The following is a 25617-nucleotide window of genomic DNA, read 5'->3' on the forward strand; positions in this document are numbered from 1 at the left end:
ACCGGACGCAGACCCCTGCCCACGGCGTCGCGCGGCCCGGCGCGGGGGCGCCCGGCGCGGGGGCGCCCGGCGCGGGGGCGCCCGGCGCGGGGGCGCCCGGCGCGGGGGCGCCCGGCGCGGGGGCGCCGAGAACGGGTGGGGCTGAGAACGGGTGCTGGTGCCGCGCACCCGTGCGGCGCGGAGGCCGCGTGCCGTGCCGCGTACCCGTGCGGAGCCGAGGCCGCGTGCCGTCCGGCGAACCCATGCGGTGCCGAGCGACGTGCCGTGCCGCGAACCCGTGCCGTGCAGAGGCCGCGAACGGGTGTTACGAGATCGCGGTGCGCAGCCGCACCACGTCAAGCTGCTCCGTCTCGTCGTGCGCGGTCAGGTCGATGACCTCGCCCACGACCTTCTCGGGCCCCTGCCGCGTCCGGCTCGCCAGCACCTCGGCGCCCACCACGTCGGCAAGGTCCTCGTCCTGCACGGCCTCGATCGCGGCGGCCACCGCCTGCCGGGCGTCCGGGACGTGCCGGGCGTCCGCGACGGCCTCGCCCGCATCCGCCGGCTGGGCCTCCCCGGACCGCTGGGGGTCCTGCGCGCCGCCCGTGCCGAAGAAGTCGAAGCTGCCCTCGGGGCGCACGGCGCGGCGGGCCGGACGGGGCACCACGGCCGACGCCACCGGCGCGGGCGCCGCGGGCAGTTCGGCCTGGCGGGGCTTGGCGGTGAGGGCGGTCGCCGGGCGGGTGTGCTGCTCCCCGCTGCCGAGGACCGCCGAGGGCTTCCCCCGGGATTCCTCCGCCTCCCGGGCGCCGGCCCCGGACCGCGCCGGGTCGTCACCGGACCGCGCCGCCCCGGCCTCCGCGCCGGCCTGCGCGCGGGCCTTCGCCTGGCGTTCGGCGCTCAGCGAGAGGCGTTCCAGGGCGCGGGCGGCCGCCAGGTAGGACTCCGGCGTGGGCGTACTGCCCGAGCGCGCGAGGGCCTTGGGCCCGCCCGCTTCGAGGGCGAGCTGACGCCGGCCCTCCAGCGCGCTGGCCCGCTCGGTCTCGGCGTTGGCGTAGCGCCGCAGCAGGGCGGCGTGCTCGCCGCGCAGCCCGGCCAGCTCCTTGCGCTTGGCGCGCAGCTTGGCGTCGAGGCGGCCGCGCAGCTCGCGCGACTCCTCCAACTCGCCCTCGAGCTCGGCGATCCGCTCCTCGGTGCGCCACTGGTCGGCCGCGCGCGAGCGGGTCAGCTCGGCGACGCGGCGGCCGGCGGCCCGGTCCCAGGAGCGCATCAGGACGGAGCCGGTGACGCAGGCCGCGGCGGCCGCGGCGGCCAGCGCCCTGAGCACCGCCGGTTGATCGAAGAGCCAGGCGCCACCGGCGCAGATGACCGAGACGCCGGCGACGGCCGACGGCTGGAGGAGCCGGTGCAGCGGAGGGGAATGACGGTGGCGTCCACGTGGCATGGCCTGAAATTTACCGTGTGTAGACGCCATATGGACCCTCGCCCACCAATCTGTTCCCCTGTAGTTACTCCGATCGCCAAATTCGGCTACTTCTTGATCAGTCCCTTCGACTGGAGATACTGCTTGGCGACATCGGCCGGCTTGGCCCGCTCGGCGTCGACCTTGCGGTTGAGGCCGACCAGATCGTCGGTCGTCAAGGCCTTGGTCAGCTTGCCGAGCGCGTCGGCTATCTCCTGGCTGCCCGCTTCCTTGGCATTGACGACCGGCAGCACGTTGTCCGCGTTCTGGAGCTTCTTGTCGTCCTGGAGCAGCACGAGGCCGTAGGTGTCCAGGGTGGCGTCGGTCGTGGTGGTCAGCACCAGCTGGTCCACGCCGTCCTTGACCGCCTGCTTGGCGCCCGGGGTGCCGACGCCCTTGGGGTCGATGCCGGTGACGTCGATGCCGTACTTGGCGGTCAGGCCCGGCGCGCAGAAGGGCCGCACCTTGCACTCGTCACCGGCGGCGACCTTCACCCCGATCTTCGAAGCGCCCAGGTCCGAAAGGGTCTTGAGGTGGTTCTTGGCGGCGAATTCCTTGGTGACCGCGAACGCGTTCTGGTCGACCGCGCCGCCGGCCGGGAGAACCTTCAGGCCTCGCGGCTCCGCGAGCTTGGTCAGTTCGCCCAGCGTGGCGGTGACATCGCTGGAGGCCAGCGGCTTGTCCTTCGCCTTGTCGCCGTTCACCTTGGCATTGAGGAATTCGGTGAGCGTGGCCGCGTATTCCGGTACGACGTCGATCTCGCCCTTCTCCAGGGCGGGTTCGTACAGTTCCCGGTTCTTCACCGTGGTGATCGAGGTCGCGTACCCCGCGTCGGACAGGACCTGGGCGTACAGCTCCGCCAGGACCGACGACTCGGTGAAGCCGCCCGCGCCGATCACCAGCGAGCCCTTCTTGCCGCCGCCCGTACTGCTGGACCCGCCGGACGTGCTCGAAGCGCTTTTGTCCTTGCTCTTCTCCAGGCTGTCGCCGCCGCACGCGGCGAGCGTGCCGGCCAGGGCGAGGGTGCCGAGCACCGCACCGGTCGTGCGCAGGATCTTGCTCATCAGGGTTCACCAATCGGAAGGCGTCGCGTGATCAGGGGTGTCGCGGAGAACTGAGGGGGCGTAAGGGGTCGGAGAGGCACGAGGAAGGGCACGAAGAGGGGGCGGGCACGGCCGGGGCCGGGGTCACGAGCGCTTGCGCAGTGGGCTGAAGAGGCGGTCGAGCGCGACCAGAGCGCCCTCCACGAGCAGCGCGAGCCCCGCCACCAGCAGGGCCCCCGCCACCACCTGCGGGGTGTCGTACACCGCGAACCCCTCCGTGACGATCCGCCCGAGCCCGCCGAGCCCCGCCATCGCGGCGATCGTCGCCGTGGCGATGATCTGTACGGCGGCGGAGCGCAGCCCGGTCATGATGAGCGGGTAGGCCAGCGGCAGCTCGACCTGGAGGAAGACCTGACGCCCCGACATCCCCATGCCGCGCGCCGCCTCCACCGCCGCCCGGTCCACCCCGCGCATGCCGACATAGGCGTTGGTCAGCAGCGGCGGCACCGCGAACAGCACCAGGGCGATCACGGTGGGCAGATAACCCGCGTTGCGCAGCGGCGTCACCATGAACAGGGCCAGCACCGCGAAGACGGGTATCGCGCGGCCCACATTGGAGATGTTGACGGCGAGCGCCCCGCCCTTGCCGATGTGCCCGAGCCAGAGCGCGAGCGGCAGGGCCACCAGGCAGGACACGGCCAGGGCGAGCGCGCTGACGTAGACGTGCTCGCCGAGGCGGTGCCAGGCGCCGTCCTGGCCCGACCAGTTGGCGCCGGTGGTCAGCCACGTCCACGCCTGGGTGAAGACTCCCATCAGACCGCCTTCGCCGTACGGATACGCGTCCACGGGGTGAGCAGCCACTGGACGCCGAGGAGCAGCAGGTCGGCGGCGACGGCGAGCACCACGCACAGCACCGAGGCGGTGAGGATCTGCGCCTTGAAGAAGGTGGGCAGGCCCTGCTCGATGAGGTTGCCCAGGCCGCCGTGGTCGACCAGGGAGCCGATCGTGGTCAGCGCGACCGTGGCGACCGTGGCGATCCTGAGCCCGGCCATCAGGGCGGGCAGCGCGAGCGGCAGCTCGACCTCGAAGAGCAGGCGTATGCGTCCGTATCCCATGCCCCGGGCCGCTTCCAGCGCGTCGGCGGGCACCGATTCGAGCCCGGCCAGGATGTTGCGCACGAGGATCGTCAGCGAATAGAGCACGAGGCCCGTGATCACCAGGCCGGCCGAGAGGCCGAACACCGGGAGCAGCAGGGCGAACATGGCGAGCGAGGGCACCGTGTAGAGCACGGTCGTGAAGCCGAGGACGGTGGCCGCGACGCCCTTGCGCCCGCGCGCGAGCAGCGCGAGCGGGAAGGCGACGAGCAGCCCGATCACCACCGAGACCGCGGTGATCCAGATGTGCTGGACCGTCGCGTCGGTCAGCTCCTGGCTGCGGGAGCTGACGTACTCCCAGCAGATCCAGTCGTTCGCCGCCAGACAGCCGGCCGCCATTCCCCCACCTCCCTCGCACCGCCCCCGGTGCCGATACCCGTGCTCTGATACCCGGCCCGGCCCCCCTGAATCCCGGCATGAATCCTGGCCGCGTCCCGGCGCTCCGAACGTACGTACCAAACCCTATCCCCGGCCACTGACAATCGCCGTGAGCTCCCGGGGTACCGCAACATGGGCTTCACACAAGCGCGCCCGCCAGCCTTCACAATGGGGACCCATGATCCGGTTCGAGCACGTCACCAAGCGGTACGCCGACGGCACCATCGCCGTGGACGATCTCTCCTTCGAGGTGGCCGAGGGTGAACTGGTCACCCTGGTCGGCCCGTCGGGGTGCGGCAAGACCACCACGATGAAGATGGTCAACCGTCTCATCGAGCCCACCGAGGGGCGGATATGGGTGGACGGCGAGGACATAGCGTCCGTCGACCCCGTCCAGCTGCGGCGCCGCATCGGCTATGTGATCCAGCAGGTCGGGCTCTTCCCGCACAAGACGGTCCTGGAGAACACCGCGACCGTCCCGCACCTGCTCGGCGTCAAGAAGGCCGTGGCCCACCGGCGCGCCGCCGAACTCCTCGACCTGGTCGGCCTCGACCCCAAGACGTACGGCTCGCGCCACCCCGAGCAACTGTCCGGCGGCCAGCGCCAACGGGTGGGCGTGGCAAGGGCGTTGGCGGCCGATCCGCCGGTCCTGCTGATGGACGAGCCGTTCGGCGCGGTCGACCCGGTGGTGCGCGAGCGGTTGCAGAACGAATTCCTCAAGCTCCAGTCGCAGGTGCGCAAGACGGTCCTGTTCGTCACGCACGACATCGAGGAGGCGGTCCGCCTCGGCGATCGCATCGCCGTCTACGGACAGGGCACCATCGAGCAGTTCGACGCCCCCGCCGCCGTGCTCGGCGCCCCCGCCACCGACTACGTGGCGGACTTCGTCGGCGCGGACCGGGGCCTCAAGCGGCTCTCGGTGACGCCCATCGAGGAGAGCGACCTGGAGCAGCCGCCCGTGGTCCACCTCGACGATCCGCTGCCCGCCGACATCGCGCGCTGGGCCGTCGTCCTGGACGGCGAGGACAACCTGCACGGCTGGATCTCGGGCGAGCAGGCCCGCCTCGGCACGGGCACGGTGCGCGAGCACGCCCGGCGGATGGAGGCCTGGCTGCCGGTCGGCGCCTCACTCAAGCAGGCGTTCGCCACGATGCTCCAGCACGACGCGGGCTGGATCGCGGTGATCGACCGCGAGGAGCGCGGCCGCTTCCTCGGCGTCCTGACCCCCGCCCGGCTGCACGAGGCGCTGCGCCGCTCCATCGACGCGGACGCGAACGCGGTGCCGCGCACCGAGGTGCGGGTCGAATCGGTGGAGTCGGTCAGCTCGCGCTGAGCCGTCCGCTGATCCACTCCAGGGTCGGCGGGATCTCGCGCCGCCAGGTGTTGAAGTTGTGCCCGCCGCTGTCGAGCGTGATGGAGGACACGCGGCCGGGCGCCTTCACCTTCTTGATGAAGGACTGCGTCGGCTTGTAGTTGTCCTCGCCCGAGAGGGAGCTGGTGACCAGGAAGGACGACTTGCCCGTCGGCAGGTGGTCCAGGCTCCACAGCAGGTTGGCCCGGTTCTTCTCCTGCTCGTTGCCGTGGAAGAGGTCACCGGTGGTCGGGTCGTCGGCCGCCTTGTAGTACGCGGACAGGCCGGCGCTGGCGGCGAACTGCTCGGGGTGGTGCATGCCGATCTTCAGGGCGCAGTAGCCGCCGGTCGAATTGCCGATGAAGCCCCAGTTCCGCGCCTTGGTGCCGACCCGGTAGTGCGCGGAGATCGCGCCCGGAACGTCCTTGGAGAAGAACGTCTCGGTCTGCGGCCCGTTCGGTATGTCCACGCACTCGGTGTCGCGCTGGCCGGCCACCGTGGGGCGCATCATGACCAGGATCATCGGCTGCGACTTCTTCTGCTTGGCCTGCGCCCAGGCCGTCTTCGGATACCGCAGGCCCTTGAGCAGGTTCTCGGCGGTGCCCGGGTAGCCCGTCAGCACGATCGAGGCGGGGAAGGTCTTGTTCTCGTACGCCTTCTGGAAATACTCGGGCGGCAGATAGACATAGGCCGGGCTCGTTATCTTCGACTTCTCACCCACCAGGGCGATCTTCTGGATCTCTCCCCCCACCTGCGGCTTTCCCGCGCCCGGAGTGTCCGGCTTCTGGTGGGAGAGCACCTGGACGTTCTTTCCGCCCGCCGAGTGGTCCACGACCTTGCCCATGCCCTGCTCCTGGCCGAACAGGTCGGCCCATGATCCGTAGAACAGGAACGAGTTGTTCGCCGCAAGACCGACCGAGGCGAAGATCGCCAGCTGGGTCGCGAGCAGCAGCCCGATCCGGCCCGTCACGGCTTTCCAGCTGCGGCGCGCCAGGCGCGGCCACAACCAGATGGTGACCGCGAACAGCACCACCGCGAGGAACACGGCGAGTGCCAGGACCTTGTTGCTCGTGAGACCCATGAGTCGATGAAACTTTCTGGCTGAGATTTTCCTGAAACCGAGGGAACCCGCCCCTCACAAGTCCCGTCCTAGAGGGCGCACATTGACCGGCGGGACGGCATGGACGCCGTCCCCGGCCAACTGAATCTCTCGCGGAGTCACGGGAAGCGATGTCTGTCAGGATAGATGGGGACAAAAACGGATCGGTTCCGACTCGTGTACGAAAGGTCCTCCGCGGGCCGCGCCCCGAGTCGGTTCCCAAGGTGGTCGGTACGGCCTGCTCTGTCGTGGGCCTCCTGGACGTGGCGGCCGGAGTCTTCGATCGCGTCCGGCACAGTCGGTTCCACACCGTCAGCGAAGTGCTGCCGGGCACCTTCGGCCCCTTCGCGGCGGCCGTGGCGCTCTGCGCCGGCATCCTGCTGCTGCTCCTCGCGCACGGTCTGAAGCGCCGCAAGCGGCGGGCCTGGCGGGCCGCCGTGGTGCTGCTGCCGATCGGGGCGCTGGCCCAGTTCTGGTACCGGCACTCCGTCGTCGGGGTACTGATCTCATTGGTACTTCTCACGCTGCTGGTCCGCCACCGGAGCGAGTTCACCGCGCTGCCCGACCCGCGCAGCCGCTGGAAGGCGGTGGCGAACTTCTTCCTGATGGGCGCGGGATCGCTGGGCCTGGGCCTGGTCATCGTGAGCGTGCACCCCAACCGCACGGTCGGCAACCCGAGCATCGTGGACCGCATCCAGCACGTGATGTTCGGCCTCTTCGGCTTCGAGGGCCCGGTCGAGTACCAGGGCAAGACCAGCTGGACCGTCGGCTACTCGCTCGGCGCGCTCGGCCTGCTCACCGCGGTCACCACGATCTACCTGGCCTTCCGGCCCGAGCACCCCGCCGCCCGCCTCACCGAGGACGACGAGCACAAGCTGCGCGACCTGCTCGCCAAGCACGGCGCACGGGACTCGCTCGGCCACTTCGCGCTCCGCCGCGACAAGGCCGTCGTCTTCTCGCCCAGCGGCAAGGCGGCCGTCACCTACCGCGTCGTCTCCGGCGTGATGCTCGCGTCGGGCGACCCGATCGGCGACGTCGAGGCCTGGCCCGGCGCGATCGAGCGCTTCATGGACGAGGCCAAGGCGCACTCCTGGACGCCGGCGGTCGTCGGCTGCTCCGAGACCGGCGGCGAGGTCTGGACCCGCGAGACCGGACTCGACGCCCTGGAGCTGGGTGACGAGGCGGTGGTGGACGTCGCGGATTTCTCCCTGGCCGGACGCGCCATGCGGAACGTACGCCAGATGGTCAAGCGCATCGAGCGCAATGGCTACGAAACCCGCGTGCGGCGCGTTCGTGACCTGTCCGAGGGGGAGCTGGAACGTATCCGCCGGGCCGCCGAGGACTGGCGCGGCACCGACACCGAGCGCGGCTTCTCGATGGCGCTCGGCCGCATCGGCGACCCCAACGACGGCGACTGCGTGATCGCGACGGCCCACAAGGCCGACGAGGAGGGCGAGACCCCGTCCCCCTACGGCGATCTGAAGGCCATCCTTCACTTCGTCCCGTGGGGCAAGGACGGCATGTCCCTGGAGATGATGCGCCGCGACCGCTCGGCCGACCCCGGCATGAACGAGCTCCTGATCGTGGCGTCGCTCCAGGCGTGCGAGAAGATCGGCGTCAAGCAGGTCTCCTTGAACTTCGCGATGTTCCGCTCGGCGCTGGCGCGCGGCGAGAAGATCGGGGCGGGGCCCGTGCTCCGGATGTGGCGCGGGCTGCTGGTCTTCCTGTCCCGCTGGTTCCAGATCGAGTCGCTGTACAAGTTCAACGCGAAGTTCCAGCCTCGGTGGGAGCCGCGCTTCATGGTGTACCGGGCCCATGCCGACCTCCCTCGCATCGGGTTCGCCGTGATGCAGGCGGAGGGCTTCGTGAACCTGGGCCTTCCGGGGCCCCTGGCCCGCCTCACGCGCGCGGCGCGGCGGGAACGGGCCTGCGCGCACGTCCCGCCCAAGGAACAAACCCCCCACGCGGCCTGACCCAGCGACCCCGGCCCCGGCAAACGCCGAGGCCGGGGTTTCCCGTCTCCCGGACCCGCACGTGGCGCCCCTGAGCATCCGACACCGGCCGGGGCGCCAACCGCAGCCAGCGTTACGCGCAGTTCCCCGCGCCCCTGGGCTACTCGGCCCTGGCCCGCATCGGCCGCCTCGGCCAGCGCGACGCGCGCCCTGGGCAGCCGGTGCCGGCCAGGACGCACCACCGCAACCCGCGTTTCGCGCAGTTCCCCGCGCCCCTGGGTGGGCATCCGGTGCTGGCCCGCACGGCCCGCCCCAGCCCACGCGTCGCGCACCCTGGGCAGCCGGTGCCGGCCAGGGTGCCAACCGCGGCCAGCGTTACGCGCAGTTCCCCGCGCCCCTGGGCATCCGCGCCCCTGGGTGGGCATCCGGTGCTGGCCCGCATGGGCAACTCAGCCCGTCCGGCGTTTGAGGACGAGGCCGTTCAGGCCGAACGGGGTCTGGGGCGGAGCCCCAGGGTCCCTTCGCCCCCGGAGGGTTTAGGGAAGGGGCGGGGAGGGGCCAGAAACCGGGGCCGGGGCGGAGCCCCAGGGGCGTCGCACCCCGACCCCGGCCCACCTCAGGCCCGCTCCAGCGAAGGCGCCTCCGCCTCCACGTCCACGTCCGCCGAAGAGGAAACCACTTCCGCCTCGACCCGCCGCCGATCGGCGGAGAGCCCCACCAGCGCAACCCCGATGACCAGCACGAACGCACCCCCGGCCAACGCGAAGGACAGCGTGAACTGACTCTCCGCAGGAAGCGGAGGCACCCCCTTCGGCAACCCGGACAGCACCTTCGACGCCAGCAACGAAGTGATCACCGCACTGGCGATCGCCGACCCCACGGACCGCGAGATGGAGTTGATCCCGTTGGCGATCCCGGTCTGGTGGTGCGGGACACTCGCCACGATGAGCGCCGGCATCGCCGCGTACCCGAAACTGATGGCCGCACCGATCAGCATGCCCGCGAGGATCACGGACGCCGTCGAGTCGTGCGCCCCGGTCAGCCACGCGAAGCCGAGCACACCGAAGGCCGCACCCGCCGCGAGCGTGAACCGCGCCCCGATCCGCCCCACGAGCTGCCCGCCGAGCGGCGCCGCGATCAACGAGACGAGGGTGGTCGGCAGCAGGTACTCGACGGAGGCCCGCAGGACGGTCGCCGAGAAGCCGTACCCGGTCAGCTTGTCCGGCATCTGCACCAGGTAGGAGACGCCGATGAACTGGGAGAACATCGCGAAGCCGAGCAGCAGCCCGGCCAGGTTGGTGAAGAGCACCGGCCGGTGCGCGAACATCCGCATGTCGACCATGGGCGCGGCGACCAGCCGCTCGACCAGGACCCAGATCCCGGCCATCAGCACGGCGGACACGAAGAAGGCGATCGTGCGGCCGGAGGACCAGCCCCACTCGTGGCCCTGCGAGATGGGCAGCAGGAGCAGGACGAGGAAGGCCGCGAGGGTGGCCGCGCCCAGCCAGTCGGTGCGTCCGCCACTCTTGTTGCGGGAGGCGGGCACGACGACGATGACCGCGACCAGGGCGAGCACCGCGAGGATCACGGCGAGCCAGAACACCCGGTGGTAGTCGGGGTGCGAGCCCTGCGTGAGCAGACCCGCACCGACCAGCGCGAGCCCGCTGCCGAACGCCAGCGTGCCGCTGACCAGCGCCATCGCCCCGTGCAGCTTCTGCTGCGGTATCTCCTCGCGCAGGACGGAGAGCGCCAGCGGGAAGATCGCGGTGGCCGCGCCCTGAAGCACCCGGCCCACGATCAGGAGCGTGAGGGAGCTGGTGGTGGCGGCGAGCACGGAGCCCGCGACCATGACCACGAGCACACCGATCAGCGTCGGCTTCTTGCCGTGCATGTCGCCGAAGCGCCCGAGCAGCGGGGTGAAGACGGCCGCGGAGAGCAGGGTCGCGGTGGTGACCCAGCTGACACCGGACGTGGAGGTGCCGAGGTCGTTCTGGATGATGCCGAGGATCGGCACGACCAGGGTCTGCATCATCGAGACGACCATGGCGGCGAGGCCGAGGACCAGGACGAGCCCGGTGCCGCCGCTGGGACGTTGGTTAGTGGTCACTGTTTCTTCCGTACGGCTGGAGAGGTACTTGAGCAGAACGAAGCTTGATTACCTCAAGCAACTGAATGAAGGTAAAGCTCAAAGGTTGAGGTAGTCAAGTTTCGGCCGGACCGGGGGTTACAGTGGACGCCATGCCCCCTGGAACCAGCCGCCCCGCCGCCGGCAACCTCACGCTCATGGACGCCATCTGGGACGCCCTGGCCGGCTTCTACGGCGACTTCACCTCGGCGGCCGCCGACGAGGGCCTCACCTCCAGCCAGGCCAAGACCCTCACCGTGCTGCGCAGGGGCCCCGCCTCCATGCGCTCCCTGGCCACGACCCTGCACTGCGACGCCTCCAACGTCACCGGGATCATCGACCGCCTGGAGGCCCGTGCCCTGGTGCGCCGCGAGCCGAGCCCCACCGACCGCCGCGTCAAGAACGTCGTCCTCACCGAGGAGGGCACGCGCACCGTGGAGACGGTCAGGACCGGCATGCTCGCCACCCACGCCGCGCTCGACTCGCTGCCCGACGCCGACCGCGTGGCCCTGCACGATCTCCTCCAGCGCCTCTTCCCCGCCCCCGGGCATGGTCCGGGAACCCCCGCCTGACGCCTACGCTTGACGCATGCGTACGTTGAACGGACGGCCGGCCGGACGGGGGGCAGTCGAAGGCCTGCCCGAGTGGGACCGCTGCGCGGTCATGGGCGTGGTCAATGTGACGCCCGACTCCTTCTCCGACGGCGGCCGGTGGTTCGACACCTCGATCGCCGTCAAGCACGGCCTCGACCTCGTCACCGAGGGGGCCGACCTCGTGGACGTCGGCGGTGAGTCCACCCGTCCCGGCGCCTCCCGGGTGGACGAGGACGAGGAGCTGCGCCGGGTCCTGCCCGTCGTGCGGGGCCTGGTCTCCGAAGGCGTCACCGTCTCCGTCGACACCATGCGCGCCCGCGTCGCCGAACAGGCGGTCGCGGCGGGCGCGGTCCTGGTCAACGACGTCAGCGGCGGCCTCGCCGACCCCGCGATGATCCCCGCCGTCGCCGCCACCGGCGCCCCCTTCGTCGTCATGCACTGGCGCGGTTTCAGCCACGACATGAACAGCCGCGCGGTGTACGGGGACGTGGTGGCCGAGGTCGTCGCGGAACTCCGCGCGCGCCTGGAGGCCGTCGTCGAGGGCGGCATCACCCCCGGCCGCCTGGTCGTCGACCCCGGTCTCGGCTTCGCCAAGCAGGCCGGCCACGACCTCGCCCTGGTCGCCCACCTCGCCGAGCTGCGCGCGCTCGGCCACCCCGTCCTGGTCGCCGCGTCCCGCAAACGGTTCCTCGGCCGCGTCCTGGCCGGCGACGAGGGCGCGCCGCCACCCGCCCGCGAGCGCGACGCCGCCACCGCCGCCGTCTCCGCCATAGCCGCCCACGAGGGCGCCTGGGCGGTGCGCGTCCACGAGGTGCGGGCCACCGCCGACGCCGTCCGAGTCGCGCGCGCCGTAGAGGGAGCCCGGTGAGCCCGCACGCCGAGAGCGAAGCCGTCGAGCGCGCCAACACCGCGTTCTACGAGACCCTGGAACGGGGCGACTTCGACGAGCTGTCCGACCTCTGGCTCGACGCCACCGAGGCCGGCGACACCGGGATCTCCTGCGTCCACCCGGGCTGGCCCGTGCTCTCCGGGCGCGGCGAGGTACTGCGTTCGTACGCGCTGATCATGGCGAACACGGAGTACATCCAGTTCTTCCTGACCGACGTGAAGGTCGTCATCCTGGGCGACACCGCGCTGGTGACCTGCACCGAGAACATCCTCAGCGGCGGCCCCGCCGAGGAGAGCGGCGAACTGGGGCCGCTGGTGGGCCAGCTCGTGGTCGCCACCAATGTGTTCCGCCGCACATCCGACGGCTGGCGGCTGTGGTCCCACCACGGCTCGCCGGTGCTCTCCGAATCGGGCGGCGAGGAGCCGGAACCGGACGAGGACTGAAACCGGGCACGTTCGGGGGGTTTCGAGGGTTGAACGCGAAGTCATCGGGTAGGGGCGGCTACCAGGCCTGTCAGGATCTGTCCATAGCCCCCATGGGCGAGCACTGTCAGTGCCCGCGGGTAGATTCGATGGCGGGCACGTGCCGCCCGCACGCGGCCGCATGTCCGTCTGACCAACGACAGCAGGAGTGATTCGCGTGGATCGTGTCGCGCTGCGCGGCCTCAAGGCCCGTGGGCACCATGGCGTCTTCCCCCGGGAGCGCGAGGAGGGCCAGACCTTCATCGTGGACCTGGTGCTCGGCCTCGACACCCGCCCCGCGGCGGCCGACGACGACCTGGCGAAGACCGTGCACTACGGCGTGGTGGCCGAGGAAGTGGTCGACGTCGTCCAGGGCGAGCCCGTCGATCTGATCGAGACGCTGGCGGAGCGGATCGCCCAGCAGTGCCTCAAGCACGAAGGCGTCCAGGAGGTGGAGGTGGTCGTCCACAAGCCCGACGCGCCGATCACCGTCCCGTTCGACGACGTGACCATCACCATCACCCGGAGCCGAGGATGAGCGTGTATTCGCAAGGGGCCGCCCAGAGCGACCCGACCGTACAGCCCGTGCCCGCCTCCGTGGTCGAGCAGGTCGACGCGGCCGATGTGACGCTGTCCAACCCGCGCCGCGCGGTCATCGCCCTCGGCTCGAACCTGGGCAACCGCCTGGAGACGTTGCAGGGCGCCATCGACGCTCTTGAGGACACGCCGGGTCTGCGCGTCAAAGCGGTGTCGCGGGTGTACGAGACCGAGCCCTGGGGCGTCGAGCCCGGCTCCCAGCCCTCGTACTTCAACGCGGTCGTCGTCGTGAAGACCACCCTGCCCCCGGCCTCCCTCCTGGAGCGCGGCCACGCCATCGAGGAGGCCTTCGACCGGGTCCGCGACGAGCGCTGGGGCCCGCGCACCATCGACGTGGACATCGTGGCCTACGCCGACATCGTCTCCGACGACCCGCTCCTGACGCTCCCCCACCCGCGCGCCCACGAGCGGGCCTTCGTGCTCGCCCCCTGGCACGACGTGGAGCCCGGGGCGCAGCTGCCCGGCCGGGGCCCGGTGGCCGATCTCCTGAACGGCGTCGGCCACGAGGGCGTACTGCCACGCGCCGACCTGGAACTTCGTCTGCCCGAGTAGTCGTTACGCTTTCGAAGGCCGGCCACCCCAGGGCGCGGCGGGACGTGGGGCCGGCCCCCGCGTCCCCGGGGCCCCGACGGCGCACCGGCCTCGACAAGACCACCGAGAGACGCGAAGGGCACTACTCCGTGAAGCAACTGCGGCTTGGCGTACTGGCCGGACTGTTCGTCATCGCCGGAGTGCTCTCCTGGGCCGGCGCCCGGCTGTGGGACTCGGTCGCCACCCTGCCGAGCGTCCCGATCGCCGCGCCCATCGTCCTCGCCGTGATCGCCGCGATCCTGCTGGCGACCGCCCTGTCCATCCGCTCCCGGCTGCGCGCCCAGCGCGAGCGCCGGCCGGGCGCCAAGGGCGTCGAGCCCCTGATGGCCGCGCGCGCGGTGGTCTTCGGCCAGGCGAGCGCCCTGGTGGCGGCCCTGGTGTGCGGGATGTACGGCGGGACCGGCGTCTATCTCCTGAGCTATCTCGACGTGCCGTCCCGCCGCGACCAGGCGATCTACGCCGCCTTCTCGGTCCTGGCCGGCATCGCCGTGGTGGCCGCGGCGTTCTTCCTCGAGCGCGTGTGCAAGCTGCCCGACGACGAGGACGACACCAAGGCCACCGCCACCTGACCCCGGGGGGCGGCCGCCCTGCCACGGCCTGCGGTCAACCGGCAGGCCGCACAGGGGAGTTGGGCCGCGTCAGCGGGCCATGATCAGGCTCATCGCCTCGCTGCGCGTCGCCGGGTCGCGCAGCTGCCCGCGCACCGCCGACGTCATGGTCTTCGCACCGGGCTTGCGGATGCCGCGTACGGACATGCACATGTGCTCGGCCTCGATCACCACGATCGCGCCACGCGCGTCGAGGATGCGCATCAGCGAGTCGGCGACCTGCGTGGTCAGGCGCTCCTGCACCTGGGGCCTGCGGGCGTAGACGTCCACCAGCCGGGCCAGCTTCGACAGACCAGTGATCTTGCCGGACTCGGCCGGGATGTAGCCGACGTGGGCCACTCCGTGGAACGGGAGAAGATGATGCTCACATACCGAGACGATCTCGATGTCCTTCACCAGGACCATCTCGTCGTGCCCCAGGTCGAACGTCGTCGTCAGAACGTCCTCGGGCTCCTGCCGCAGACCCGCCAGGATCTCCTTGTACGCCCGTGCCACCCGCGCCGGCGTCTCGCGAAGGCCCTCGCGGTCCGGGTTCTCGCCGACCGCTATGAGGAGTTCGCGCACCGCGTTCTCGGCCCGCTGCTCGTCGAAATCGCCGATCTTGGCCTCGCCGTCCAGCGTCACCGGGTCGGTCATCTGTGCCTCGTTCCTCGACTGTCGTTCAGGGCGGGTGGCGCATGGCCGGAAAACACCCGCGCCCCCACAGGCTAAAACCTGGGGGGCGCGAGCTGCATTCCGGGTCCGTCGAGGAACCCCCGGGCTCAGGCCTCCGGACGGTCCTCGGGGGCCGGCAGGGCCTCCGTGGGGGTCTCCAGAGGCGCCGAGCCGTTGGCGCTCGTGGTGGCACCGTTGGTCAGGGCCAGCTCCTTGGGCGAGAGCACCGGCGGCCTCGTCGACGGCGTACGCCGCGAGGAGCCGGTCCAGGCCGGACGGGCCGGGCGCTTGACGATGCCGGAGAAGACCTCGGCGATCTGCTCCTTGCTCAGGGTCTCCTTCTCCAGGAGCTCCAGAACCAGCTTGTCGAGGATGTCGCGGTTCTCGACCAGGATCTCCCAGGCCTCGTTGTGCGCCGTCTCGATGAGCTTCTTGACCTCTTCGTCGACGAGCGCCGCGACCTCTTCCGAGTAGTCGCGCTGGTGCGCCATCTCACGGCCGAGGAACGGCTCGGTGTTGTCGCCGCCGAACTTGATCGCGCCAAGACGCTCGGTCATGCCGTACTGCGTGACCATCGCACGAGCGGTGGCCGTGGCCTTCTCGATGTCGTTGGCCGCGCCCGTCGTCGGGTCGTGGAAGACCAGCTCCTCGGCCGCGCGCCCGCCCAGCATGTACGCCAGCTGGTCGAGCATTTCGTTGCGCGTGGTCGAGTACTTGTCCTCGTCGGGCAGGACCATGGTGTAGCCCAGGGCCCGGCCGCGCGACAGGATCGTGATCTTGTGGACCGGGTCCGAGTTGGGGGAGGCCGCGGCGACCAGGGCGTGACCGCCCTCGTGGTACGCGGTGATCTTCTTTTCCTTCTCGGACATGATCCGCGTGCGCTTCTGCGGACCCGCCACCACGCGGTCGATCGCCTCGTCGAGCGCGTTGTTGTCGACCAGCTTGCGGTCGCTGCGCGCGGTCAGGAGCGCCGCCTCGTTCAGCACGTTCGCCAGGTCCGCGCCGGTGAAGCCCGGCGTGCGCCGCGCGACGGCCGACAGGTCGACGTCCGGGGCGACCGGCTTGCCCTTCTGGTGGACCTTCAGGATCTCCAGACGGCCCTGCATGTCCGGGCGGTCGACCGCGATCTGGCGGTCGAAGCGGCCGGGGCGCAGCAGCGCCGGGTCGAGGATGTCGGGCCGGTTGGTGGCGGCGATCAGGATGACGCCGCCCTTCACGTCGAAGCCGTCCATCTCGACGAGCAGCTGGTTGAGGGTCTGCTCGCGCTCGTCGTGACCGCCGCCGAGGCCCGCGCCGCGGTGGCGTCCCACGGCGTCGATCTCGTCGACGAAGACGATCGCCGGGGCGTTCGCCTTGGCCTGCTCGAAGAGGTCGCGGACCCGGGAGGCGCCGACACCGACGAACATCTCGACGAAGTCGGAACCGGAGATCGAGTAGAACGGGACGCCGGCCTCACCCGCGACGGCGCGCGCGAGAAGCGTCTTGCCCGTGCCGGGCGGGCCGTACAGCAGTACGCCCTTGGGGATCTTGGCGCCGACGGCCTGGAACTTCGCCGGCTCCTGCAGGAACTCCTTGATCTCGTGGAGCTCCTCCACCGCCTCGTCGGACCCCGCCACGTCGGCGAAGGTCGTCTTCGGGGTGTCCTTGGTGATGAGCTTGGCCTTGGACTTCCCGAAGTTCATGACTCGGGAGCCGCCGCCCTGCATCTGGTTCATCAGGAACAGGAAGACCACGACGATGAGGACGAAGGGGAGCAGCGAGAGCAGGATCCCGACGAAGGCGTTCTGCTTGTCGGGCGAGACGGTGTAGCCCTTGGGGATGTCACCGGCCTTGACGCTGCCCTGGAGCTGGTCGGCCAGCGAGCTCGCCTGAATGTCCCCGATGTAGTTCGCCTGGACCTTGCTGCTGCCCTTGACCTTCTGGCCGCTCTTCAGGTCGATCTTGATGACCTGGCTGTCACCTGTGGTGATCTTGGCCTGTTCGACCTGCTTGTTGCTGATCGCCTGAACGACATCGGATGTGTCGACCGTCTTGTAGCCGCCACCCGAGCCGACGACCTGCATCAGCACGACCACGGCGAGGACGGCCAGCACGATCCACATGACCGGCCCACGGAAGTATCGCTTCACGTCCATCCATACGGAGCGAGAACGCCCCGTCCCTCCTGCCCGTAGGTAAATGCTGCTGTGACTATGACTGAGTAAGGCTGACTAAGACTCTGCGTAAAGACTGTTCTTCGGACGGTACCCCAGCATTGTCACCCGTGGTCGCACGGTACGGCTGACAAAGGGCCCCTCCCATGCTCCAACGGCGCGAGGCGGGCTGTGGTTCCCCGAAACGGAGCGGGTTGTGTCAGCCGCCGTACACGTGCGGGGCGAGCGTCCCGACAAAGGGGAGATTGCGGTACTTCTCGGCGTAGTCGAGGCCGTAGCCCACGACGAATTCATTGGGAATGTCGAAGCCGATCCACTTCACGTCGATCGCGACCTTTGCGGCATCCGGCTTACGGAGCAGCGTGCACACCTCGAGGGAGGCGGGCTCGCGCGATCCGAGGTTGGACAGGAGCCAGGACAGGGTCAGGCCCGAGTCGATGATGTCCTCGACGATCAGGACGTGCTTGCCCTTGATGTCGGTGTCGAGGTCCTTGAGGATCCGCACGACGCCGGAGGACTGGGTGCCCGCACCGTACGAGGAGACGGCCATCCAGTCCATGGTGACCGGGGTGGACAGCGCGCGGGCCAGATCCGCCATGACCATGACGGCGCCCTTGAGGACACCGACGAGGAGCAGGTCCTTGCCCGCGTACTCCGCGTCGATCTTCCCGGCCAGCTCCGCCAGCTTCGCGTCGATCTCTTCCTTGGTGATGAGCACCGACTGGAGGTCGGTGCCCATGTCCTTCTCGTTCACCCGGGCCGCTTTCTTGGGGGGTTTCGGTTGTCCGTGCGCGAGCCGAGTTCCGTGCGGGGGCTCAGCTCTGCCGAATGACCAGTCTGCCACCCTGCCGGCGCGCGACGACGCGGCCCGGGAGATTGATGGCCCGTTGGCCGCGCCAGCTGGTGATCAGCCGGTCGACCTCCTCCACATGGCGGGCGAAGAGCGAACCGGCGGGCGAGCCCGCTTCGATGACCGCCCGGCGCACGATGCGGCGCCGGACGGCGGGCGGCAGCGCGAAGAGCTTCGCGCACTCCAGGAGCCCCGCGTCGTCCCGTACGGTCGCGTCCGCCTCCAGGGCCCAGGCGTCCAGGGCGTCGGCGTCGTCGCGGGAGAGCTGGGCGGTGCGGGCCAGCGCCTCGACGACGCCTTTGCCGAGCGCCTTCTCCAGGGCGGGCAGGCCCTCCTGGCGCAGCCGGGAACGGGTGTAGGCGGGGTCGGCGTTGTGCGGGTCGTCCCAGACCGGCAGCGCCTGGACCATGCAGGCCTTGCGGGCGGTCTGGCGGTCGAGCTCCAGGAAGGGGCGCCGGTAGCGGCCCGCCGTCCCCGAGACGGCGGCCATGCCGGACAGGGAGCGCGTGCCCGAGCCGCGGGCGAGCCCGAGCAGTACGGTCTCGGCCTGGTCGTCGCGGGTGTGGCCGAGCAGGATCGCGGCGGCGCCGTGGCGTTCGGCCGCGGCGTCCAGGGCGGCGTAGCGGGCGTCCCTCGCGGCGGCCTCGGGGCCTCCCTCGCGGCCCACCCGCACGGTGATCGCCTCGGCGGGTTCGAGGCCGAGGGCCGTCATGCGGGAGACGACCTCGGCGGCGCGCAGGTCCGAGCCGTACTGGAGGCCGTGGTCGACGGTGATGCCGCCGGCGCGCAGCGAGAGCTTGCGGGACTCGAAGGCGAGGGCGGAGGCGAGCGCCATGGAGTCGGCGCCGCCGGAGCAGGCCACGAGCACCAGGGGCTCAGGCGCGGGGAGCGGCGCGGGCCCGGCGGGAGCCCCCGCGCTCGCGGCCGGCGCGATGGTGTCGTGGTCGCGGGAGTGTTCGGTCAGGACGTCGTGGAGTACGCGGCGAACCGCCAGGCGTATCGCTGCGACCGCAGGATGGGGACCCATGTCCGGTGCCCTTCGGTGAAGTTGGGGGTGCCTCGTGCGCGGAGAGGGGGTGGGGGAGAGCGGGGGGAACAGAGGGAACAAGAGGTACGTTCAGTCACACAGAGTGCGTAGATGGTGACAGAACAGAGCCGTTACCCGAGCATTGCACGCCTACCCATGCGCCACGGTCCCTCGGATGGGTGATTCCCGCGTTGACACCCCGCCACCGGCGGCCTCCGCCCCCGGTCGGGCCTCCACCCCCGGTCAGGCCTGCACCCCCGGTCAGGACTCCGCGGTGCGGTGCACCCGCGCGATCCAGTCGGCCGGCTTGGCGATCTCCGCCTTCGTGGGGAGCGTGTTCGGCGAGGTCCACACCCGGTTGAAGCCGTCCATGCCCACCTCGTCCACCACGGCCCGCGTGAACCGCTCGCCGTCGCGGTACTGGCGCAGCTTCGCGTCGAGCCCGAGGAGCTTGCGCAGCGCCAGGTCGAGCCGGGAGGCCCCCTTGGCCCTGCGCTCCTTGAACTTCTCGCGGATCTCGGCCACCGAGGGCACGACCTGGGGCCCGACCCCGTCCATCACGTAGTCCGCGTGGCCCTCCAGGAGGGACATCACGGCGGTGAGCCGGCCCAGGATCTCGCGCTGCGCCGGCGTCTGCACCAGCTCGACCAGGGAGCGCCCGCCGTCGTCCTCCTCGCCCTCGGGCCGCCCGCCCGCCAGGGACTGGGCGGCCTCGCGCAGCCGCTCCAGGATGGTCATCGGGTCGACCTCGGTGGCGTCGAGGAAGGCCTGGATCTCGCTCTCCAGGTGGTCGCGGAGCCACGGTACGGCCGTGAACTGGGTGCGGTGGGTCTCCTCGTGCAGGCAGACCCAGAGCCGGAAGTCGTGCGGGTCGACCTCCAGTTCCCGCTCGACGTGCACGATGTTGGGCGCCACCAGGAGGAGGCGGCCTCCGCCGCCGGGCGCGGCCGGAAGGTCACGGCTCGCGGGCGCGAACGTCTCGTACTGGCCGAGGACGCGCGAGGACAGGAAGCTCAGCAGCATGCCGAGCTCGACGCCGGTGACCTTGCCGCCGACCGCGCCGAACACGGCGCCCGCGGCCGTGCCGCTCCGGCGCTCCTGCATCTTGTCGAGCAGCGGCCGCAGGACCTCGCGGAAGCCCGCCACATTGGCCTTGACCCATCCGGCCCGGTCCACGACCAGGACCGGGGTGTCCTGCGGTTCGGCGCCCTCCGGGATCATCCGGGTGAACGCCCGTACGTGTTCTTCGGCGGCCTTGGCGTGCCGACGGAGCTCGGCGACGATCTCTCGCGCCTCGTCACGGCTCACGTCGGGGCCCGGCCGCACCAGTCGGGTCGCGGTCGCCACCGCGAGGTTCCAGTCGACCATCCCAGAGGTACCTGCACCGCCGATGCCAGTCATGCGTCAACCGTACGTGGTCGGCCCCGCGAGGGAACCCGCTCGGCGAAGCTCAGTGCGCGGTGAGCCGGGTGGCGAGCCGGTCGAGGGCCTTCTGGGTGGGGGCGGGGTCGGCGCCGGGTGTCCCGGCCGTCAGGAAGGCGAACGCCAGGAGGCGCCCGCTCGCGTCCACGGCGGTGCCCGCGAGGGTGTTGACCCCGGCGCCGCCCAGCGTGCCGGTCTTGGCGCGGACGAGGCCGGTGGCCGCCGACGTCGTGCCGTAGCGGGCGCTGAGGGTGCCGGTGAAGCCGGCCACGGGCAGGCCGGTGAGGATCGGGCGCAGTTCGGGGTGGGCGGGCCCCGCCGCCAGCGCCAGCATCCGCGTGAGCAGTCCCGCGGTGACCTTGTCGGCCCGGGCCAGGCCGCTGCCGTCCGTGAACACGCTTGCGGCCAGCGGCAGTTGAACCTTGGCGAGCTGGGCGGACACGGCCTCGGCGCCGCCCTGGAAGGTCGCGGGCCTGCCGGTGGCGAGGGCGGTCTGGCGGTTCAGGGCCTCGGCGATGTCGTTGTCGCTCGTGGTCAGCATCCGCTCGACGATGTCGGTCAGCGGCGCGGAGAGCGTGCTCGCCAGCGGCTTGGCGCCGGCCGGGGCGGCACCCGGAGCCGGCTGCTCCACCCGTACCCCGTGCCCGCGCAGCAGTGCGGCGAAGGCACGCGCGGTGTCGCCCGCCGGGTCGGCCGTGCGCGTGCCGGGACCGCTGTCGGGACTGCTGCCGGGTCCGCTGTCGGGGCCGCTGCCGGGGCCCTCCTGCGCACCGCCGGCGGCGACGGCCATGCGTCCCTCGTCGGTCATGAGGGCGACCACCGGCGCCAGGTTCTCGTTCGGTCCGATCGGGTGCACCGGGTTCCCGGCGAACAGGGAGGCGTCGTACGTGAGCCGTACGCGGTCGACGGCGCGGGCGCTCAGGGCGCGGGCGGTGTCGTCGGCCAGGGCGCCAAGGCGGGCCCGGTCGAGGGTGGGGTCGCCGCCCCCGACGAGGGTGAGCCGTGCGCCGTCGGCGGCGTCGGCCACCACGGACGTGCCGAAGCGGTGGCCGGGCGGGAGCGCGGTGAGGACGGCGGTCGCCGTCGCGATCTTGACGGTGGATGCGGGTGTCATGGCCGCGTCCGCGCGCGAGGCGTACAGCTCCTGGCCGGTGGCGGTGTCGATGACCGATGCGGCCGGACGGGGGCCGAGCGCGGGGTCGGCGAGCAGCGGGGCGAGGGCGGAGGGCAGGGCGGCGGCGACGGGCGCGCGGCCCGGCGTCCCGAGGGCCGCGAGCACGGGGGCCGCGCTGGGGGCCGGAGCCGGAGCGTCCGGGTCCGCGCGCTGGTGATGTGCGCCACCCCGGGCCTGTGCCGATGCGGCCCGCGCGCGCTCGGCCGTACGCTGACCTGAGTCCCACGGTCCCGCAAGGGCCACGGCCCCGGCCGCGAGTGCCAGGCCGAACGCCGTCGCACCGGCCGTGAGCTGCCATGTCTTGGGTCCCGGCACCGAGGACCAGCCCCTTTCGCGATCACACACCTGCGTGAGGGACACTTAATCACCAGAACTGCGTTCTGCCGCGAACATGGCAGCCCGACGCAGCCCCGTCAGATGCATGTGCTGATCATGGAGGAGAGCCACCCGTGGAGTTCGACGTCACCATCGAGATCCCGAAGGGGTCGCGGAACAAGTACGAGGTCGACCACGAGACCGGCCGGATCCGTCTGGACCGTCGACTCTTCACCTCGACCAGCTACCCGGCCGACTACGGCTTCGTCGAGAACACCCTCGGCGAGGACGGCGACCCGCTGGACGCCCTGGTCCTGCTGGACGAGCCGACCTTCCCCGGCTGCGTCATCAAGTGCCGCGCGATCGGCATGTTCCGCATGACCGACGAGGCCGGCGGCGACGACAAGCTGCTGTGCGTCCCGGCGTCGGACCCGCGCGTGGAGCACCTGCGCGACATCCACCACGTCTCCGAGTTCGACCGCCTGGAGATCCAGCACTTCTTCGAGGTCTACAAGGACCTGGAGCCCGGCAAGTCCGTCGAGGGCGCCAACTGGGTCGGCCGCGTCGAGGCCGAGGCCGAGGTCGAGGCCTCCTACAAGCGCCTCGAGGCGCAGGGCGGCGCGCACTGACCCGCGTACTTCCGTGACGCACGGGCGGCGCACCCCAGGGGGTGTGCCGCCCGTCGTCGTACGGGGACCTCACCCGTCGTGACGTGCGCCTTCCCCTTGGACCGCCCCTTGTCGTGCCGCGTCATGACGACCCACATACTGGGCACACGCACCCGGAGTGGCCGGAGGGAGGCACGGGACCAGTGGTGACCGAGCAGCACAACACGGTCGAGGACCGCAAACCGCAGTCGGACGAGGCACGCAGCGCCTTCGCGCCCCCCGAGGGCGTCGAGCATCCGCAGGTGCCCGAGGAGGACTCCCCGACGAGTGAGTTCGCGCTGCCCGCCGGACTCGCCACCCCGGTGATCGAGACGCCCGCCGACCAGCCGGCCTCCGCGTTCGCCACCCCGAGCTCCTACACCGCGCGCGACCCCTCCCACCCCTTCAACCCGTCGACCACCACCGGGAGCCTGCCCCTGGTGCGCCTGTCCAAGGACGCGCCCTGGCAGGACCGGATGCGCACCATGCTGCGGATGCCGGTGGGCGACCGGCCGGTGGCCGAGCCGGTGCAGAAGCACGACGACGCCGGCCCCGCCGTGCCCCGCGTGCTCGACCTGACGCTGCGTATCGGCGAGCTGCTGCTCGCGGGCGGCGAGGGCGCCGAGGACGTCGAGGCCGCGATGTTCGCGATCTGCCGCAGCTACGGCCTCGACCGCAGCGAGCCCACGGTCACCTTCACCATGCTCGGCATCACCTACCAGCCGTCCCTGGTGGACGACCCGGTGACGGCCAACCGCACGGTGCGCAGGCGCGGCACCGACTACACCCGGCTCGCGGCCGTGCACCGGCTCGTCACGGACATGACCAGCGAGGACCACGAGGTCTCCCTCGAAGAGGCCTACCGCCGCCTCGCGGAGATCCGCCGCAACCGCCACCCCTACCCCGGCTGGGTCCTCACCACCGCCTGCGGAATCCTGGCCGGAGCGGCCTCGGTGCTGCTCGGCGGCGGCGTCACGGTCTTCCTGGTGGCGGCGGTCGGCGCGGTGCTGGGCGACCGGCTCGCCTGGCTGTGCGCGGCCCGCGGGCTGCCGGAGTTCTACCAGTTCGTGGTGGCCGCGATGCCGCCCGCCGCGATGGGCGTCGCGCTCAGCCTGCTCTCCTGGAACCTGCGGCCGTCGGCGGTGATCACCGGTGGGCTCTTCGCGCTGATCCCGGGGCGGGCCCTGGTGGCGGCCGTGCAGGACGGCCTCACCGGCTTCTACGTCACGGCATCGGCGCGGCTGCTCGAAGTGGGGTACTTCTTCGTCGCGATCGTCGTCGGCGTCCTGAGCGTCCTGTACGGCGGGCTCCAGATCCACGCCGAGCTCAATCCGGAGGGCGCCTTCCAGCCCATCGACCGGCCGATCGTGCAGATCCTCGCGTCGATGGTGCTCTGCCTGACCTTCGCGGTCCTGCTCCAGCAGGACCGTTCAACCGTCCTGATCGTGTCCGCCAACGGCGGCGTCGCCTGGGTGGTGTACGCCGCCATCGCGGTCACCGCGAAGGGCTCGCCGATCATGGCGACGGCGGTCGCGGCCGGGCTTGTGGGCCTGTTCGGCCAGCTGCTCGCGCGCTACTGGAACACCTCGGCGCTGCTGTACGTGACCGCCGCGATCGGCCCGCTGCTGCCCGGTAGCGCCACCTACTTCGGGGTGCTCTCGATCGCCCAGAACCACCTCAACACGGGTGTCGCCTCGCTCGCCAAGGCGACGGCGCTCGCCCTGGCCATCGCGATCGGCGTGAACCTCGGCAACGAGGTCGCCCGGCTCTTCCTGCGGGCGCCGGGCGCGGGCCGCGCGGCGGCGAAGCGGACCCGGGGCTTCTGAGCGGCCCCGCGCGGGTTGGCTCAGCGGCGCTCGGCGCGGCCGCTTTCAGCGCTTGGCGTGGCGGCCGCCGCGCTGCGGCGCCTGGCCCGCGACGCCCTGGGCCGCCGCCGGGTTCTTCTTCGCCTTGGCGCGGGCCCGCAGGAACTCGATGGCGATCGGGACCACCGAGACGAGCACGATCGCGACCAGGATCAGCTCGATGTGCTGGTGCACGAACGAGACGTTGCCCAGGGCCGCGCCCAGCAGCGTCACACCCGCGCCCCACAGGGTGCCGCCGATGACGTTGAAGGTGAGGAACGAGCGGTAGTTCATGCCCGAGACGCCCGCGATGATCGGCGTGAAGGTGCGCACGATCGGCACGAAGCGGGCCAGGACCAGCGATTTGGGCCCGTACTTCTCGAAGAACTCGTGGGCCTTCTCCACGTTCTCCTGCTTGAACAGCTTCGAATCGGGCCGCCTGAACAACGCCGGGCCGACCTTTCTGCCGAACAGGAAACCCGCCTGGTCGCCGAGGACCGCCGCGAGCACCACCAGGACGCACACCAGCCACAGCGGGGTGTCCAGCTTGCCCGTGGTCACCAGCAGACCCGTGGTGAACAGCAGCGAGTCACCCGGCAGGAAGAAGCCGATGAGCAGGCCGGACTCGGCGAACACGATGATCAGCAGGCCGACGAGCCCGAACGTATGGAGCAGATAGTCGGGATCCAGCCAGCTCGGTCCGAGGGCAAGGGTTGTCACGGGTACCGGGCTCCTGGTGTGGGTGTCGGGCGGGCTGTCTGCCGTCGGCAGCCAAAGTTATCAACGTAACGCGCGAAAGCGTGGTTCCAGGGGCAGGCTGGAGAGGACCGACAAGGGCGCACGGAAGGCGGATCGCATGGGCATCGAGGAGTACGGCGGCGGACAGGGCCCGCAGTCGGACGTGCTGGTCGTGACCACGAACGACGTACCGGGGCACACGGTGCAGCAGGTCATCGGGGAGGTGTTCGGCCTGACCGTACGCTCGCGCCACCTGGGCAGCCAGATCGGCGCCGGGCTCAAGTCCATGATCGGCGGCGAGCTCAAGGGGCTCACCAAGACGCTGGTGGAGACCCGCAACCAGGCGATGGAACGGCTGGTGGCCCAGGCGAAGGCGCGGGGCGCCAACGCGGTCCTGATGATGCGGTTCGACGTGACCGAGGCCGCGGACGTGGGCACGGAGGTCTGCGCGTACGGGACCGCGGTGGTCCTGACCCGCAACTGAGACACCACGCCCGTCCCCCACCCCCTC

24 protein-coding genes are annotated in these 25617 nt (G+C 71.2%); 11 read left to right on the forward strand and 13 right to left on the reverse strand.

The features are described from left to right. Positions 1–304 precede the first annotated feature (304 nt). From ACFYM2_RS22950 to ACFYM2_RS22965, 4 genes are all read right to left on the reverse strand, one after another. Positions 305–1423: a hypothetical protein gene (locus ACFYM2_RS22950; protein WP_388838676.1), complete on the reverse strand. Its 1119-nt coding sequence runs from the start codon at positions 1421–1423 to the stop codon at positions 305–307. A gap of 86 nt (positions 1424–1509) precedes the next feature. Beyond that, positions 1510–2505, reverse strand: a complete 996-nt coding sequence (locus tag ACFYM2_RS22955; protein ID WP_365234767.1) for an ABC transporter substrate-binding protein — start codon at positions 2503–2505, stop codon at positions 1510–1512. A 123-nt stretch (positions 2506–2628) separates the two neighbouring features. Then, positions 2629–3297, reverse strand: coding sequence for an ABC transporter permease (locus tag ACFYM2_RS22960; protein WP_350231916.1), 669 nt, complete (start codon positions 3295–3297; stop codon positions 2629–2631). Then, entirely contained in the window at positions 3297–3977 is a 681-nt protein-coding gene (locus tag ACFYM2_RS22965; protein ID WP_350231915.1) for an ABC transporter permease, read from the reverse strand. The genes ACFYM2_RS22960 and ACFYM2_RS22965 overlap by 1 nt, the downstream gene beginning before the upstream one ends. Before the next feature lie 217 nt (positions 3978–4194). On the opposite strand from ACFYM2_RS22965, the gene ACFYM2_RS22970 reads away from it, so the two are divergent. Next, positions 4195–5349 (forward strand): betaine/proline/choline family ABC transporter ATP-binding protein, encoded by a 1155-nt coding sequence (locus ACFYM2_RS22970; RefSeq protein WP_359001601.1) that lies wholly within the window; start codon positions 4195–4197, stop codon positions 5347–5349. Here the strand turns inward: ACFYM2_RS22970 and ACFYM2_RS22975 are convergent. After that, positions 5336–6448 carry an alpha/beta hydrolase gene (locus ACFYM2_RS22975; RefSeq protein WP_388838679.1) on the reverse strand — a complete coding sequence of 371 codons (1113 nt, stop codon included), beginning with the start codon at positions 6446–6448 and terminating at the stop codon, positions 5336–5338. The genes ACFYM2_RS22970 and ACFYM2_RS22975 overlap by 14 nt on opposite strands. 149 nt (positions 6449–6597) lie before the next feature. On the opposite strand from ACFYM2_RS22975, the gene ACFYM2_RS22980 reads away from it, so the two are divergent. Then, positions 6598–8439: a phosphatidylglycerol lysyltransferase domain-containing protein gene (locus ACFYM2_RS22980; protein ID WP_359001595.1), complete on the forward strand. Its 1842-nt coding sequence runs from the start codon at positions 6598–6600 to the stop codon at positions 8437–8439. A 595-nt stretch (positions 8440–9034) separates the two neighbouring features. Here ACFYM2_RS22980 and ACFYM2_RS22985 read toward each other — a convergent pair. Continuing rightward, the gene (locus ACFYM2_RS22985; protein WP_388838682.1) at positions 9035–10525 is read right to left on the reverse strand and encodes an MFS transporter; all 1491 of its coding nucleotides are present in this window, start codon (positions 10523–10525) and stop codon (positions 9035–9037) included. A gap of 131 nt (positions 10526–10656) precedes the next feature. Between ACFYM2_RS22985 and ACFYM2_RS22990 the strand changes: the two genes are divergently transcribed. The 6 genes from ACFYM2_RS22990 (at position 10657) to ACFYM2_RS23015 (ending at position 14243) form a co-directional block, all read left to right on the forward strand. Then, entirely contained in the window at positions 10657–11115 is a 459-nt protein-coding gene (locus ACFYM2_RS22990) for a MarR family transcriptional regulator (RefSeq protein WP_359001589.1), read from the forward strand. Positions 11116–11131: 16 nt separating this feature from the next. Continuing rightward, positions 11132–12004 carry a dihydropteroate synthase gene (folP, locus tag ACFYM2_RS22995; protein WP_388838687.1) on the forward strand — a complete coding sequence of 291 codons (873 nt, stop codon included), beginning with the start codon at positions 11132–11134 and terminating at the stop codon, positions 12002–12004. Further along, positions 12001–12468, forward strand: a complete 468-nt coding sequence (locus ACFYM2_RS23000) for a nuclear transport factor 2 family protein (protein ID WP_359001583.1) — start codon at positions 12001–12003, stop codon at positions 12466–12468. The genes folP and ACFYM2_RS23000 overlap by 4 nt, the downstream gene beginning before the upstream one ends. A 196-nt stretch (positions 12469–12664) precedes the next feature. Further along, on the forward strand, positions 12665–13024 hold the full coding sequence (gene folB, locus ACFYM2_RS23005) for a dihydroneopterin aldolase (RefSeq protein ID WP_350231907.1): 360 nt from the start codon (positions 12665–12667) through the stop codon (positions 13022–13024). Continuing rightward, positions 13021–13635: a 2-amino-4-hydroxy-6-hydroxymethyldihydropteridine diphosphokinase gene (gene folK / locus ACFYM2_RS23010; protein WP_359001580.1), complete on the forward strand. Its 615-nt coding sequence runs from the start codon at positions 13021–13023 to the stop codon at positions 13633–13635. The genes folB and folK overlap by 4 nt, the downstream gene beginning before the upstream one ends. A gap of 128 nt (positions 13636–13763) precedes the next feature. Continuing rightward, positions 13764–14243, forward strand: coding sequence for a DUF3180 domain-containing protein (locus ACFYM2_RS23015; protein WP_359001577.1), 480 nt, complete (start codon positions 13764–13766; stop codon positions 14241–14243). Positions 14244–14312: 69 nt separating this feature from the next. Here the strand turns inward: ACFYM2_RS23015 and folE are convergent, their stop codons facing one another. From folE to dacB, 6 genes are all read right to left on the reverse strand, one after another. After that, entirely contained in the window at positions 14313–14918 is a 606-nt protein-coding gene (gene folE, locus ACFYM2_RS23020) for a GTP cyclohydrolase I FolE (RefSeq protein WP_359001574.1), read from the reverse strand. A gap of 125 nt (positions 14919–15043) precedes the next feature. Continuing rightward, positions 15044–17071 carry an ATP-dependent zinc metalloprotease FtsH gene (ftsH, locus tag ACFYM2_RS23025; protein WP_350231903.1) on the reverse strand — a complete coding sequence of 676 codons (2028 nt, stop codon included), beginning with the start codon at positions 17069–17071 and terminating at the stop codon, positions 15044–15046. A gap of 217 nt (positions 17072–17288) precedes the next feature. Beyond that, positions 17289–17828 carry a hypoxanthine phosphoribosyltransferase gene (gene hpt / locus ACFYM2_RS23030; protein WP_120727895.1) on the reverse strand — a complete coding sequence of 180 codons (540 nt, stop codon included), beginning with the start codon at positions 17826–17828 and terminating at the stop codon, positions 17289–17291. 76 nt (positions 17829–17904) lie between these two features. Then, complete coding sequence (gene tilS / locus ACFYM2_RS23035; RefSeq protein ID WP_388838690.1) at positions 17905–18966, reverse strand: tRNA lysidine(34) synthetase TilS; 1062 nt, start codon at positions 18964–18966, stop codon at positions 17905–17907. A gap of 261 nt (positions 18967–19227) precedes the next feature. Further along, positions 19228–20367, reverse strand: a complete 1140-nt coding sequence (locus ACFYM2_RS23040; protein ID WP_359001567.1) for a zinc-dependent metalloprotease — start codon at positions 20365–20367, stop codon at positions 19228–19230. Positions 20368–20416: 49 nt separating this feature from the next. Beyond that, positions 20417–21877, reverse strand: coding sequence for a D-alanyl-D-alanine carboxypeptidase/D-alanyl-D-alanine-endopeptidase (gene dacB, locus ACFYM2_RS23045; RefSeq protein ID WP_388838693.1), 1461 nt, complete (start codon positions 21875–21877; stop codon positions 20417–20419). Between the two features lie 134 nt (positions 21878–22011). On the opposite strand from dacB, the gene ACFYM2_RS23050 reads away from it, so the two are divergent. Beyond that, the gene (locus tag ACFYM2_RS23050) at positions 22012–22506 is read left to right on the forward strand and encodes an inorganic diphosphatase (RefSeq protein ID WP_329463779.1); all 495 of its coding nucleotides are present in this window, start codon (positions 22012–22014) and stop codon (positions 22504–22506) included. Positions 22507–22691: 185 nt separating this feature from the next. After that, positions 22692–24350, forward strand: coding sequence for a threonine/serine exporter ThrE family protein (locus ACFYM2_RS23055; protein WP_388461279.1), 1659 nt, complete (start codon positions 22692–22694; stop codon positions 24348–24350). Positions 24351–24395: 45 nt separating this feature from the next. On the opposite strand, the gene ACFYM2_RS23060 is transcribed toward ACFYM2_RS23055, so the two are convergent. Next, on the reverse strand, positions 24396–25088 hold the full coding sequence (locus ACFYM2_RS23060; protein WP_388838696.1) for a DedA family protein: 693 nt from the start codon (positions 25086–25088) through the stop codon (positions 24396–24398). Positions 25089–25224: 136 nt separating this feature from the next. Here ACFYM2_RS23060 and ACFYM2_RS23065 point away from each other — a divergent pair, with 136 nt between their 5' ends. Then, positions 25225–25590, forward strand: a complete 366-nt coding sequence (locus ACFYM2_RS23065) for a YbjQ family protein (protein WP_350231897.1) — start codon at positions 25225–25227, stop codon at positions 25588–25590. The last annotated feature ends 27 nt before the right edge of the window (positions 25591–25617 follow it).

Source organism: Streptomyces sp. NPDC006711, assembly GCF_042869775.1.
Classification (GTDB): domain Bacteria; phylum Actinomycetota; class Actinomycetes; order Streptomycetales; family Streptomycetaceae; genus Streptomyces.